This window comes from Shinella sp. 20P9.1.1 (assembly GCF_057798995.1).
Map to the genome: position 1 here is coordinate 275,207 of NZ_JBYOLC010000005.1, position 13,170 is coordinate 288,376.

The 13,170-nt window shown below is 64.1% G+C and carries 15 protein-coding genes; 7 read left to right on the forward strand and 8 right to left on the reverse strand.

What is annotated here, in order from left to right; translation table 11 throughout:
- Nucleotides 1–21 precede the first annotated feature (21 nt).
- The gene (gene pdxA, locus AC27VQ_RS11350; protein WP_488716328.1) at nt 22–1,050 is read left to right on the forward strand and encodes a 4-hydroxythreonine-4-phosphate dehydrogenase PdxA; all 1,029 of its coding nucleotides are present in this window, start codon (nt 22–24) and stop codon (nt 1,048–1,050) included.
- A complete protein-coding gene (gene rsmA, locus AC27VQ_RS11355; protein ID WP_488716329.1) occupies nt 1,050–1,877 on the forward strand; it encodes a 16S rRNA (adenine(1518)-N(6)/adenine(1519)-N(6))-dimethyltransferase RsmA in 828 nt (275 codons plus the stop codon). The genes pdxA and rsmA overlap by 1 nt, the downstream gene beginning before the upstream one ends.
- Before the next feature lie 24 nt (nt 1,878–1,901).
- Here the strand turns inward: rsmA and gmk are convergent, their stop codons facing one another.
- The 7 genes from gmk to fabD all read right to left on the reverse strand — a co-directional run bounded on the left by gmk (nt 1,902) and on the right by fabD (nt 8,587).
- Nucleotides 1,902–2,561, reverse strand: a complete 660-nt coding sequence (gene gmk / locus AC27VQ_RS11360; RefSeq protein ID WP_313522362.1) for a guanylate kinase — start codon at nt 2,559–2,561, stop codon at nt 1,902–1,904.
- Between the two features lie 3 nt (nt 2,562–2,564).
- The gene (locus AC27VQ_RS11365) at nt 2,565–3,452 is read right to left on the reverse strand and encodes a YicC/YloC family endoribonuclease (protein ID WP_488716330.1); all 888 of its coding nucleotides are present in this window, start codon (nt 3,450–3,452) and stop codon (nt 2,565–2,567) included.
- A 202-nt stretch (nt 3,453–3,654) separates the two neighbouring features.
- Entirely contained in the window at nt 3,655–4,836 is a 1,182-nt protein-coding gene (mltG, locus tag AC27VQ_RS11370; RefSeq protein WP_313522360.1) for an endolytic transglycosylase MltG, read from the reverse strand.
- Between the two features lie 158 nt (nt 4,837–4,994).
- On the reverse strand, nt 4,995–6,254 hold the full coding sequence (fabF, locus tag AC27VQ_RS11375; protein WP_313522359.1) for a beta-ketoacyl-ACP synthase II: 1,260 nt from the start codon (nt 6,252–6,254) through the stop codon (nt 4,995–4,997).
- Nucleotides 6,255–6,362: 108 nt separating this feature from the next.
- Entirely contained in the window at nt 6,363–6,599 is a 237-nt protein-coding gene (locus AC27VQ_RS11380; protein ID WP_018327362.1) for an acyl carrier protein, read from the reverse strand.
- A 282-nt stretch (nt 6,600–6,881) separates the two neighbouring features.
- Complete coding sequence (gene fabG, locus AC27VQ_RS11385) at nt 6,882–7,619, reverse strand: 3-oxoacyl-[acyl-carrier-protein] reductase (RefSeq protein ID WP_488716331.1); 738 nt, start codon at nt 7,617–7,619, stop codon at nt 6,882–6,884.
- A gap of 23 nt (nt 7,620–7,642) precedes the next feature.
- A complete protein-coding gene (gene fabD, locus AC27VQ_RS11390; RefSeq protein WP_488716332.1) occupies nt 7,643–8,587 on the reverse strand; it encodes an ACP S-malonyltransferase in 945 nt (314 codons plus the stop codon).
- A gap of 191 nt (nt 8,588–8,778) precedes the next feature.
- Here fabD and AC27VQ_RS11395 point away from each other — a divergent pair, with 191 nt between their 5' ends.
- Nucleotides 8,779–9,822 carry an aldo/keto reductase gene (locus tag AC27VQ_RS11395; RefSeq protein WP_488716333.1) on the forward strand — a complete coding sequence of 348 codons (1,044 nt, stop codon included), beginning with the start codon at nt 8,779–8,781 and terminating at the stop codon, nt 9,820–9,822.
- Nucleotides 9,823–9,884: 62 nt separating this feature from the next.
- On the opposite strand, the gene AC27VQ_RS11400 is transcribed toward AC27VQ_RS11395, so the two are convergent.
- Nucleotides 9,885–10,253 carry a hypothetical protein gene (locus AC27VQ_RS11400; RefSeq protein WP_313522355.1) on the reverse strand — a complete coding sequence of 123 codons (369 nt, stop codon included), beginning with the start codon at nt 10,251–10,253 and terminating at the stop codon, nt 9,885–9,887.
- Between the two features lie 360 nt (nt 10,254–10,613).
- On the opposite strand from AC27VQ_RS11400, the gene rpsF reads away from it, so the two are divergent.
- The 4 genes from rpsF (at nt 10,614) to rplI (ending at nt 13,136) form a co-directional block, all read left to right on the forward strand.
- Nucleotides 10,614–11,066 carry a 30S ribosomal protein S6 gene (gene rpsF, locus AC27VQ_RS11405; RefSeq protein WP_117369405.1) on the forward strand — a complete coding sequence of 151 codons (453 nt, stop codon included), beginning with the start codon at nt 10,614–10,616 and terminating at the stop codon, nt 11,064–11,066.
- A gap of 24 nt (nt 11,067–11,090) precedes the next feature.
- Nucleotides 11,091–11,339, forward strand: coding sequence for a 30S ribosomal protein S18 (rpsR, locus tag AC27VQ_RS11410; protein ID WP_023515801.1), 249 nt, complete (start codon nt 11,091–11,093; stop codon nt 11,337–11,339).
- Between the two features lie 221 nt (nt 11,340–11,560).
- Nucleotides 11,561–12,535: a DUF2232 domain-containing protein gene (locus AC27VQ_RS11415; RefSeq protein WP_313522354.1), complete on the forward strand. Its 975-nt coding sequence runs from the start codon at nt 11,561–11,563 to the stop codon at nt 12,533–12,535.
- A gap of 22 nt (nt 12,536–12,557) precedes the next feature.
- Nucleotides 12,558–13,136 carry a 50S ribosomal protein L9 gene (gene rplI / locus AC27VQ_RS11420; RefSeq protein WP_313522353.1) on the forward strand — a complete coding sequence of 193 codons (579 nt, stop codon included), beginning with the start codon at nt 12,558–12,560 and terminating at the stop codon, nt 13,134–13,136.
- Nucleotides 13,137–13,170 lie beyond the last annotated feature (34 nt).

Below are 13,170 nucleotides of genomic sequence, written 5' to 3' on the forward strand. Positions count from 1 at the left end.
ACCCGCTAGGCAGGCATTCCAATGACGACGACGCAACTTCCTCCGCTGGCGCTTACCATGGGCGATCCGGCTGGGATCGGGCCGGATATCACGCTGGCCCTCTGGTCGTCCCGTCACTCGCTTTCCCTGCCGACCTTCCTTTTTATCGGCGACGCAGCAGTGCTGCGCGCGCGCGCAGCCCTTCTTAGGCTTGATGTCGCCGTGGCCTCCGCCACGCCCGAGACGGCCACGGATCTCTTCTTCGATGCCCTTCCGGTTCTGGCGTCTGATTGCGTCGCCGCGGTCGTGCCCGGAGCGCCCGATCCGCGCAATGCCGCCGCCATTACCGGCGCCATCGAAACTGCCGTTGCGCTCACCATTGCCGGGCGCACATCCGCCGTGGTGACCAACCCCATCGCCAAGGCCGTGCTCTACGATGCCGGTTTCAGCTTCCCCGGCCATACGGAATTTCTCGCCGATCTCGCGGCAAAAGCGACAGGCCAGGCAATGCTGCCGGTCATGCTGCTGGCCGGGCCGAAGCTGCGCGCCGTTCCCGTGACGATCCACATCCCGCTAAAGGACGTGCCGGCGGCGCTGACCGAAGACCTCATCGTCGAGACGGCCATCATCACCGAACGGGATCTTCGCCAGCGCTTCGGCATCACCCAGCCGCGCCTCGCCATTGCCGGCCTCAACCCGCATGCGGGCGAAGGCGGCGCGTTGGGGCTCGAGGACGATGCGATCGTGCGGCCGGCCGTCGAGCGTCTGAAGGCCGCCGGCATCGCTGCCGTCGGCCCGCTCCCCGCCGACACGATGTTCCATGACGCCGCCCGCGCCACCTATGACGTGGCGCTCTGCATGTATCACGACCAGGCGCTGATCCCGGCCAAGGCGCTCGGCTTCGACGATTCCGTCAATGCGACGCTTGGCCTGCCCTTCATCCGCACCTCGCCGGACCACGGCACGGCCTTCGCCATCGCCGGCAGGGGCATTGCTCGCCCCGACAGCCTGCTGGCAGCGCTCCGCCTTGCCCAGGACCTTGCCTTGCACGCAACGAAGGAGACCCGCTGATGGCCGCCCTCGACGGACTTCCGCCGCTCCGCGACGTCATCCAGCGCCATGGCCTCGATGCTAAGAAGGCGCTCGGCCAGAATTTTCTGCTCGATCTTAACCTCACCCAGAAGATCGCCCGCACCGCCGGTCCCATCGAAAACCATACGGTGATCGAGGTCGGCCCCGGTCCCGGCGGCCTGACGCGGGCTATTCTCGCGCTTGGCGCCAAGCGCGTCATCGCCATCGAGCGCGACGCACGCTGCCTGCCGGCGCTGGCGGAAATTTCCGACCATTATCCGGGCCGCCTGACGGTCATCGAAGGCGATGCGCTGAAGACCGATTTCGAGGCGCTGGCACCGGGCGAGCCCGTCCGCATCATCGCCAACCTGCCTTACAATGTCGGCACCCAACTGCTCGTCAACTGGCTCTTGCCGAAGACCTGGCCACCCTTCTGGGATTCGCTGACGCTGATGTTCCAGCGGGAAGTGGGCCTGCGCATCGTGGCGGATGAGAACGACGACCACTATGGCCGCCTCGGCGTGCTCTGCGGCTGGCGCACCCATGCCAGCATGGCCTTCGACGTGCCGCCCCAAGCCTTCACGCCGCCGCCGAAGGTGACGTCCTCGGTGGTGCATCTCGAACCCATCGCCAATCCGCTGCCCTGCGACGTCGCCGCGCTGGAGCGCGTCACCCACGCCGCCTTCGGCCAGCGCCGCAAGATGTTGCGCCAGAGCGTAAAATCTCTGGGTGGGGAAGCGCTGCTGGCGCGAGCGGAGATCGATCCGCAGCGCCGGGCGGAGACGCTGAGCGTTGAAGAGTTCGTGCGGCTGGCGAACGCCCTTTAAAAAACGGGCGCCCGCCTCTCGCAATTACAAAACCGGCTTTTCCGTCACTAGCTTGGTCACGAACTCGAACAGCCCGTGCCGGCGGTCGCGCCGCAGGCGCTCGGCCTTGACGATGCTCTGCACGGCGTCGAAGGCGACCGAGAGGTCGTCGTTCAGGATGACGTAGTCATATTCCCGCCAGTGCTCGATTTCGGAGCGGGAATTGGCGAGGCGGGTCTGGATCACCTCTTCCGTATCCTCGGCCCGGCGGTGCAGGCGCGATTGCAGCTCGGTCATCGACGGCGGCAGGATGAAGATCGAGACGACGTCGGCCGGCATCTTCTCCTGAAGCTGCTGGGCGCCCTGCCAGTCGATGTCGAACAGCATGTCGCGGCCGGCGGCCATCGCTTCTTCCACCGGCTCGCGCGGCGTGCCGTAGAAATTGCCGTGCACCTCGGCCCATTCGAGCAGCGCATCGCCGTCGCGCAGGCGCTCGAATTCCTTGTGGTTGATGAAGTGATAGTGCCGGCCGGCGATCTCGCTGGCGCGGCGCTGGCGGGTCGTGACGCTGACCGACAGGCTGAGGCCTGGATCGGCCTCCAGCAGGTTGCGGGCGATCGTCGACTTGCCCGCACCTGACGGCGAGGAAATGACGAGCATGAGCCCGCGGCGTTCGATGTGGATATATTTCGACGGCTCGGCCATGGCCTACTCCAGATTCTGGACCTGTTCGCGGAACTGGTCGATGACGACCTTCAGTTCGATGCCTGCAGCCGTTACTTGAGCGGCGTTCGACTTGGAACAGATTGTATTCGATTCCCGGTTAAATTCCTGTGCGAGAAAATCGAGCTTGCGCCCGATCGGCCCGCCTTCGGCGATCAGCTCGCGCGCCGCACGGACATGCGCCTTCAGCCGGTCGATCTCTTCGCGCAGATCTGCCTTGGTGGCGATCAGCGCCGCTTCCTGATGCAGGCGGTCGCGATCAAGCGCGGTCGTACCCTGCATGAGCATGGCGACCTGCGCGGAAAGCCGCTCGGCAATCGCCGAAACACTGCGCGAAGGGTCGGCCTCGACGGTCGCCGTCAAGGCCTCGATGCGTGCCACTTGGCCGAGCAGCACTTCGGCGAGGGCAGCCCCCTCCTTGCGCCGCATATCGGCGAGAGAGCGGACCGCTTCGGCAAGGCCCATGCGGATATCGGTATCACGCGTCGCGCGCTCCGCTTCGTTCTCCTCGGCCTCACGGAAATCGACGATGCCGCGCACCGACAGCAGCGTGTCGAGCTTGAGCGGCGCTGGGTCGATGGTACCGGCAAGCTGATCGCGCAGCGCCAGCACGGCGGCAAGCGCACCCTGGTTCACGACAGCCTCTACCTGCGCCTCGCTGACGCTGGTGGCGAGCCCGATCTGGAGATTGCCGCGCGAGAAGGCCTCACCGGCAATACGACGGACATCTGCCTCCAGCACTTCGAGGCCGGGTGGCAGGCGAAGGCGCAGGTCCAGCCCCTTGCCGTTCACCGAACGGAACTCCCAGGCCCAGCGGGTGCGCCCGCTGGTTCCCTCGACCCGCGAAAAGCCGGTCATCGATTGCAATGTCATGTCAGCCTCCTGTGGCGCCTCACCGGAACGGGAGGCAGCCGGATACGCGCAGCCCGCGCGACTTCAAGTTTCAAAGTGAAGCAGTTTCACGGGGTTGGAAACGGGCAAGCGCGCCGAACGCGCCGCGATCCACATAAAGCTTGTGCCCGGAAACAAAACGGCCCCGGACGGAAGTGCCGGGGCCGCTGGAAGATGATGTCGATTACTGCGGCGTTGCGCCATCCGCTTCCTTGGCAGTGGCTGCCGCCTTCTCCGCTTCCAGTTTGCGCCAGCGGCGGACATTCTGGTTGTGCTCGTCCAGCGTCTCGGCAAAGACGTGGCCGCCCGTGCCGTCGGCAACGAAATACAAATCGCTGGTGCGCGACGGGTTTGCGACGGCCTCCAGCGCCGCGCGGCCGGGATTGGCGATCGGCGTCGGCGGCAGGCCCTTGATGATATAGGTGTTATAGGGCGTCTGCTTTTCGAGGTCCGACTGGTAGATCGGCCGGTCGGCCGGCTTACCCTCGCCACCGAAGATACCGTAGATGATCGTCGGGTCCGATTGCAGGCGCATGCCCTTGTCGAGACGGTTCATAAAGACGGAGGCGACGCGGGAGCGCTCGTCAGCGCGGCCGGTTTCCTTCTCGACGATGGAGGCGAGCGTGACGAACTCTTCGCGGGTGGCGACCGGCAGCTTGTCGTCGCGCTTCTCCCAGATCTGGTCGATCAGGTTCTTCTGCGCTGCCAGCATCTGCTGGACAATGTCGGCGCGCTTGGTGCCGCGCGAGAACTTGTAGGTATCGGTCATCAGGGAGCCCTCGGCGGGCAGTTCCTGCGGCAGGTCGCCTTCCAGCACCGGATCGTCCTGCAGGCGCTTGAACACCTGCTTGACCGTCAGCCCCTCGGGAACCGAAACGCTGTAGAGGATCGACTTGCCGGATTTCAGCAATTCGACGATCTCGCGCATGGTCGCGCCGGACTTGATCTCGTATTCGCCGGCCTTCAGCGTCTCGCCATCAAGATAGATGCGCGAGAGCACGCGGAAGACGCGGCTGTCGGTGATGATGTTGTTGCGCTCGAGGTTCGAGGCGATCTCGTTGGTGCCCGCCCCCGCGCGCACGATGAAATTCGTGTTGGCCGCCAGCGGGCCTTTTTCCTCATAGCTCTTCACGCCGTAATAGAAGATGCCCACGCCGACCAGCGTCGCGAAAACGATGACGGTCATGACGAAATTCAGGAAGATGACGAGCTGGCTGCGGGCCTTGCGCGAGCGGCGGCGGCTCGGCGGCTCAGGCACCTGTTCGGGGCGGAGCGCCTCCTTCGCGGACTTCGGAATGATGCGCGGCTGGCCGGATGCCTCGCCGCGGCCAAACTGGGTCTCGCCGGGTTCGTTCGTGTCGCTCACGGACTGTCCTCATGGGTTCTGGCATTGCTCGACGTGTTCAGCAGAGCAATACGGCAAAAGCAGGATGAACCCGCCTTTTCACATGCGAGTGTATGACGCCTCAAGGCAAAAGCCATTGGGCAGGTGGCGGCGCGCCGGGGCGAAAGCCCCGGACCGGGTCAAGCGTAGCGCTTGAGAACCAGCGATGCATTCGTTCCGCCGAAGCCGAACGAATTGGACAGCGCCACGTTGATCTCGCGCTTGCGGGCCTTATGCGGCACAAGGTCGATCGCCGTCTCGACGGCGGGATTGTCGAGGTTCAGCGTCGGCGGGGCGATGTTGTCGCGGATCGCCAGCGCCGAGAAGATGGCTTCGACGGCACCGGCGGCACCGAGAAGATGGCCGATGGCCGACTTGGTCGACGACATCGAGAGTCGCGACGCGGCATCGCCCATCAGGCGCTCGACAGCGCCAAGCTCGATCGTGTCGGCCATGGTCGAGGTGCCGTGCGAATTGATGTAGTCGATTTCGCTTGCCGGAATGCCGGCGCGCTTCAGCGCCATCTGCATGCAGCGGTAGGCGCCGTCGCCGTCTTCCGACGGCGCGGTGATGTGGTAGGCGTCGCCCGACAGGCCATAACCGACGACTTCGGCATAGATCTTCGCGCCGCGCGCCTTGGCGTGCTCCAGCTCCTCGAGAACGACGATACCGGCACCCTCGCCCATGACAAAACCGTCGCGGTCGCGGTCATAGGGGCGCGAGGCCGCGGTCGGGTCGTCGTTGCGCTCGGTCGACAGCGCCTTGCAGGCGGCGAAGCCGGCCAGCGCGATGCGGCAGATCGGGGATTCGGCACCGCCGGCGACCATGACGTCGGCATCCCCCAGCGCGATCAGGCGGCTGGCATCGCCGATGGCGTGCGCGCCGGTCGAGCAGGCGGTAACGACGGAATGGTTGGGGCCGCGCAGCTTGTGCTTGATCGAGACCTGGCCGGAGGCGAGGTTGATCAGGCGACCGGGAATGAAGAAGGGCGAAACGCGGCGGGGACCCTTGTCGCGCAGCGTATAACCGGCTTCGACGATGCCATCGAGACCGCCGATGCCGGAGCCGATGAGCACGCCGGTTGCAATCTGGTCTTCGTCGGTCTTCGGATGCCAACCGGCATCGATGAGCGCCATATCGGCGGCAGCGACAGCATAGGTGATGAAGGGATCGACCTTGCGCTGTTCCTTCGGCTCCATCCACTGGTCGGCATTGTAGGTGCCGTCAGTGCCATCGCCGAGCGGGATCGAGCAGGCAATCTTTGCAGGAAGGTCTTCGACCTCGAAGGTCGTTACCCTGGCAGCGCCACTGCGCCCCTCAAGAAGCCGGCTCCAGGTAACTTCGGTGCCACAGCCAAGCGGGGATACCATGCCGGTACCCGTGATAACGACACGCCTCATCGTCCGTGATCCACCCTATAGAATTCTATGTTTTTCCCCAAGAGGAGGTGTGGTCTCCGGGCGGAGACCGGGACGGGCTGCCGAAAAGCAGCCCGCCGGTATAATGGATCAGGCCTGGGCCTTCTCGATGAACTTGACGGCGTCGCCGACCGTCAGGATCGAGTCAGCGGCATCGTCCGGGATCTCGACGCCGAATTCTTCTTCGAAGGCCATGACCAGTTCGACGGTGTCGAGCGAGTCCGCGCCAAGATCATCGATAAAGCTTGCGCCTTCGCTGACCTTTTCGGCGTCAACGCCCAGATGATCAATGACAATTTTCTTTACGCGTTCTGCTACGTCGCTCATGTCGGATTCCTCGACCTTTGTTTTTGATCGGCGCCTTTCACAGCGCCGGGCACTCAACACGCCCGATATGCCTCAAGAACATATCCGGCAATCTCTTCAACCGGCAATGCGGCATCGGCGATACTGTTCCATACCGCCGGATTGCGCAGGCATTTGCCCGTCGACTGCTGACAGTCATGGCCCGATTAACACGGTTTAAGTCTGCCGCAAAGTCCGAAAATGGCCGGTGCTCCAGCGGTCAACATGCAATTCATGCCGACCTGCCGGGGCACTTCGTCCACCTTAGATCATCGCCATGCCGCCGTTCACATGCAGTGTCTGGCCCGTCATGTAGGAGGCTTCCGACGACGCGAGATAGGCAACGGCGGACGCGACTTCCGTGCCGGTGCCCATGCGCTTCATGGGAATGGCCCCCATGATCGCTTCCTTCTGCTTGTCGTTCAGCTTGCCGGTCATCGCGCTTTCGATGAAGCCCGGCGCCACGCAGTTGACCGTGACGTTGCGGGTCGCGATTTCCTGGGCGAGCGACTTGGTGAAGCCGATCATGCCGGCCTTGGCGGCGCAATAGTTCGCCTGGCCCGGATTGCCGGTGACGCCGACGACCGAGGTAATGTTAATGATGCGGCCGTAGCGGCGGCGCATCATCGGGTGGGTCAGCTCGCGCGTCAGGCGGAAGACGGCCGTCAGATTGACCTCGAGAACGGCATCCCAGTCCTCGTCGCTCATGCGCACGAACAGGCCGTCCTTGGTGATGCCGGCATTGTTGACGAGGATGTCGACGCCGCCGAGTTCGGCCTCAGCCTTCTCGCCGAGCGCCTTGACTTCGGCGCGGTCGGAAAGGTTGGCCGGGAAAATCTGGACGCGTTCGCCGAATTCGTTGGCGAGCGTTTCGAGCTTTTCGACGCGGGTGCCGTGCAGGCCGACGATGGCGCCCTGAGCGTGCAGGATGCGGGCGATCTCCTCGCCGATGCCGCCGGATGCGCCGGTAACCAGTGCCTTGCGGCCGGAAAGATCAAACATGGGTGCGTTCCTTATCAAAGAGATCAGCCGAGGAGCGTTGCAAGCGCGCTGTCGATATCGGTGGGCGTGTTGACGGCGATGCCGGTGACGGACTTGTCGATGCGGCGCGCCAGACCCGTCAGCACCTTGCCGGAGCCGACTTCGTAAAGCGTCGTCACGCCGTTCTTGCCGAACCATTCCACCGTCTCGCGCCAGCGGACCTGGCCGGTGACCTGCTCCACGAGCAGGCGAACGATCTCCTGCGGGTCGCTGACCGGGGCGGCGCGGACATTCGCAATGACGGGCACGACCGGCGCCTTGGCCTCGACGGCGGCAAGCGCTTCGCGCATGGCGTCGGCGGCAGGCGCCATCAGGGCGGAATGGAAGGGGGCGGAGACGGAGAGCATCAGCGCACGCTTGGCGCCCTTCTCCGTCGCAAGCCGGGCTGCGACCTCGACGGCCGGCTTGGAGCCGGAAATGACGAGCTGGCCGCCGCCATTGTCATTGGCGATCTGGCACGAGCCGCCCTTTGAGGCTTCCTGACAGATGGCTTCGACATCCGCCTGCTCCAGCCCGATGATCGCGGCCATGGCACCCTCGCCGACCGGAACGGCCGACTGCATGGCATTGCCGCGGATGCGCAGGAGCCGAGCGGTATCGGCGAGCGAGAAGGTGCCGGCAGCGCAGAGTGCCGAATATTCGCCGAGCGAATGGCCGGCGACGTAGGCGACCTTGTCCTTCAGCGACAGGCCGCGCGCTTCGAGCACGCGCATGACGGCGATGGACACGGCCATCAATGCCGGCTGGGCATTGGCCGTCAGCGTCAGCGTGTCCTCGGGGCCGTCGAACATGATGGCGGAAAGCTTCTGGCCGAGGGCATCGTCGACTTCGGCGAAAACGGCACGCGCTTCCGGGAAGGCGTCGGCGAGTTCCTTGCCCATGCCGACGGCCTGGCTGCCCTGGCCGGGGAAAGTGAATGCTACGCTCATAGGGGTTTCTCCCGTCTTCTGTTTCCTTTTCCATTCACATTCCGGCCCGCCAAGTCAAGGCATTGCGCCGTGAAGCACCCTTCCCGGCCCGTCCTTTCCAAGCCCTTGCACAGGGAATCGCGCCCGCCGTCTTGCACTTCGCGGCAGGCCGCCTACATTCGCGCGGTTCCCACAAAAGGATTTTCCCTCCCATGAAATACAATCCGCTCGGCAGGACCGGCATGAGCGTGTCGGAGATCTGCCTCGGCACCATGACCTGGGGATCGCAGAACAGCGAGCAGGAAGCCCAAGACCAGCTCGACTATGCGTTCTCTGAAGGCGTCAACTTCATCGACACCGCAGAACTTTATCCGACGACGCCGCTCTCGCCGGAAACCTACGGCGATACCGAACGCTTTATCGGCAACTGGATGACGGCGCGCGGCAACCGTGACAAGGTCATCCTCGCCACCAAGGTCGCCGGACCCGGCCGCCCCTATATCCGCGGCGGCGCACCGATGAGCCGCAAGGGCATCCTGGAGGCGATCGACGACAGCCTCCAGCGGCTGAAGACCGACTATGTCGATCTCTACCAGCTGCACTGGCCGAACCGCGGGCATTATCACTTCCGCAACGCCTGGAGCTACGAGCCGGCCAAGCAGGACCGCGAAAAGGTCGCCGCCGAGATCGAGGAAATCCTCGATACCATCGGCGAGATCGTCAAAGCCGGCAAGGTTCGCGCACTAGGCCTCTCCAACGACACCGCCTGGGGCACGATGCGCATGCTGGCGCGCGCGGAGGAAAAGGGCCTGCCGCGCGTCGCGTCCATCCAGAACGAGTACAACCTGCTCTACCGGACCTACGACCTCGACCTTGCGGAACTGTCGCATCACGAGGATATCGGTCTGCTCGCCTATTCGCCGCTCGCCGCCGGCCTTCTCACCGGCAAATATCTCGACGGCGCCAAGCCCGAGGGATCGCGCATGACGAAGAACGGCGATCTCGGCGGGCGTTACCAGCCGCTGCAGGAGCCGGCCGTGAGGGCCTATGTGGAGCTTGCAAAGGAAAACGGCATCGACCCCGCCCAGATGGCGCTGGCCTTCTGCCTGACACGGCCCTTCATGGCATCGGTCATTATCGGCGCGACGTCGATGGAGCAGTTGAAGACCAACATCGCGGCGAAGGACCTGACGCTTTCGCCCGACGTCATGAACGGCATCCGCCGTATCCACCGGCTCTATCCTGCGCCCATTTAACACCTGAATCAAAAGACCCGCCGTTTCCGGCGGGTCTTGTCTTATGTCCCATAAGGGTAATGTTACGGCGTCGTGGTGGTTGCGCCGCCACCTTCGGCCGGCTGCTGGCCGCCGCTCGGCTGGGTATCCAGCGTCTGCGTGCCGGCGGCACCACCCGTCTGGCCACCCGTTGCAGTGCCGCCGGCCGGAGCCGTCTCCTGCGTCGTGATGGCCGAGGTGTTGGCATTCGGATCGACGCCGTCACCCGGTGTGCCGCTGCCGACGAAATAGAAGATGCCCACCGCCACGAGAACGGCGAGAATGACTGCGACGGCCCAGCCGCCGGTACCGCTGCCGCCATTGCTGGCATTGACGACGGTCGGGCCGCGGTCATCGACCGGACGCGTCACCAGATCTTCCGGGGGACGATTGACGAGGTTTGGGTCCTGCATGTCGGTTACTCCATCTGGTTAGCCATTTGGTATGATCGACAGGAAAACGCAGGACATTCCATTTGGTTCCAAGCCGTTCCCGAAACGGAACACCAGGCTTTCTGGCCGCAGGCCTTGCGTTGCAGCGAAAAATCCGTATAAGCGCGCTGTTCAACACACCCGGTCAATCGGCTGGTGGCTGAACGGAGGGCCGGCGATCCGCATAGGATGGCCGTTTGGAGCCAAGGGCTCCAGCCTCCCGTGTCTCCGCTCTCGACCGTCTGGATTAACGCTTTTCTTGCTTTCGGCCTCGCGCCTTTGAGAACTGTCGTTGAGGCTTGGCGCCGGTTTCGGGTGTAAACGCAAGAAAGGCAAAGCCACATGGCTCTTTATGAACACGTATTCCTGGCCCGCCAGGATGTGTCCGCCCAGCAGGTCGACGCTCTCGTCGAACAGTACAAGGGCGTTATCGAATCGTTCGGCGGCAAGGTTGGCCGCGTCGAGAACTGGGGCCTCAAGTCCCTCACCTACCGCATCAAGAAGAACCGCAAGGCTCACTATGCGCTGATGGACATCGACGCTCCGGCCGCTGCCATCCACGAAGTCGAGCGCCAGATGCGCATCAACGAAGACATCCTTCGTTACATGACCATCGCCGTCGAAGCGCACGAAGAAGGCCCGTCGGCCATGATGCAGAAGCGTGACCGCGACGACCGTCCGCGCCGCGAAGGCGACGACCGTGGCCCGCGCCGCGACTTCGGCGACCGTCCGCGCCGCGACTTCGGCGACCGTCCGCCGCGTGGCGACCGTCCGGCCCGCGAAGACCGCGCGTAATAGAAGCAGAAGGAGATTATAGATATGGCTGATGTTTCTTCCGCTCCGGCACGCCGTCCGTTCCACCGCCGCCGCAAGACCTGCCCCTTCTCGGGCGCAAACGCTCCGAAGATCGACTACAAGGACGTCCGTCTTCTGTCGCGCTACATTTCCGAGCGCGGCAAGATCGTTCCGTCCCGCATCACGGCCGTTTCCCAGAAGAAGCAGCGCGAACTCGCCAAGGCGATCAAGCGCGCCCGCTTCCTCGGCCTGCTGCCCTACGTCGTAGCGTAAGCTGCTGACTCTGCGGCCTGACTCGACGTCAGATCGCAGGCATTGACTTGGGGGAAGACGGCTAGCCGCCTTCCCCATTTCCCTTCCGCGTTGGGCGCGGATCGGAACCGCCGGTCTTCTCCCGATCTCGGGCGAAACCAAAACCCCATGTTGGGGAGACCGTCCTGAATCAATCTCTCAGGAACCTCCTCTAACTGTCTGACCAGACAGGACAGCGAACAGTGAAGACCCTGACGCCAACCTCGATTGCGACCGGCCTCGTTGCCGGTGTGACCGCCGCTCTGCTGTCGCTGAGCGCGAATGCGCAGTCGTCGTTCGCCATCGTGCTTTACGCCGCGTCCGCGCTTCCCATCCTGATTGCCGGCCTCGGCTGGGGCAATGCCAGCGCCTTCATCGCCGTCGTCGCCGGCGGCATCACCGCGTCCGCCCTCGTCTCGTCGAATTTCGCCGCGCTGATCGTGCTCATCACGCTGATCCCGGCCGGCTGGCTCTCCAACCTGGCCAATCTTGCCCGCCCGGCCTCCGAACTCGGCGGCCCGGAAAACGCGCTCGCCTGGTATCCGCTGTCGAATATCCTCGCCCATCTCGCCATCATGGTGACGCTCGGCATGATCGCGGTCGGCGCGATCGTCGGCTACAATGACGCAATGGCCGGCAAGCTCGTCGATATCGTCATCGAGACCTTGAAGGCGCAGGAGCCGCTCTACAATCCCGATGCCGCGGCAATCGCCCAGCTGAAGACCGTGTTCTCGCTGGCGCTGCCGCTCGTGCAGGGCGCGCTCTGGGTGTTCCTGCTGTTTGCAGCCTATTACATCGCGACCTTCATCGTGCGCGTGTCCGGCAAGGGCCTTCGCCCGCGCGAGGACATGCCCTCGACGCTGCGCATGCATCGCAATGCGATCTTCTTCTTCCTCGCCGGTCTCGTGTTGTCCTTCATGGGCGGCGTTCCGGCGATCATCGGCGCGCTCGTCTGCGGCACCTTCGGGGCCGGTTTCGTGCTCGCCGGCTTCGCGAGCCTGCATTTCAGGACGCGCGGCAAGCCGTGGCGGCTGATGGCCCTGTGGTTCGCCTACATCTCGGTATTGCTCTTCACGATACCGGTCTTCGTCATCCTCCTCATGGGACTGATGGACACGCGGCGCGCCATCGCGCTGACGCCCGCAGGCCCGGCGGAAAAGAAAAACCAGAACATCTGAGACTCAACGAAAGGAACTCAAAATGGACGTCATTCTCCTCGAACGCATCGCCAAGCTCGGCCAGATGGGCGAAACCGTCAAGGTTCGCGACGGCTTTGCCCGTAACTACCTGCTGCCGCTCGGCAAGGCGCTGCGCGCCAACGAAGCCAACAAGAAGCGTTTCGAAGCCGAGCGTTCGACGCTCGAAGCCCGTAACCTCGAGCGCAAGTCCGAGGCCCAGGCCGTTGCCGAAAAGCTCGACGGCAAGTCCTTCGTCATCGTCCGCTCGGCTGGCGAAACCGGCCAGCTGTACGGCTCGGTCGCTGCCCGCGACGTCATCGAGGCGCTGGCTGCCGAAGGCTTCAACGTCGGCCGCAACCAGGTCGAACTGAACACCCCGATCAAGGCCATCGGCCTGCACAAGGTCGTGCTGCACCTGCATGCCGAAGTCGAAATCTCGGTCGAAGTCAACGTTGCCCGTTCGGCTGAAGAAGCCGAGCGCCAGTCGAAGGGCGAAAGCCTGACCTCGGCCGACGCCATCTATGGCGTTGACGAAGACGCGCTGACGGCTGCCGACTTCTTCGACCCGGAAGCCGATGGCGTCGAAGAAGAAGACGCATAATATCCGCTTTGTCGGATGGTCACGGAACGGGCCG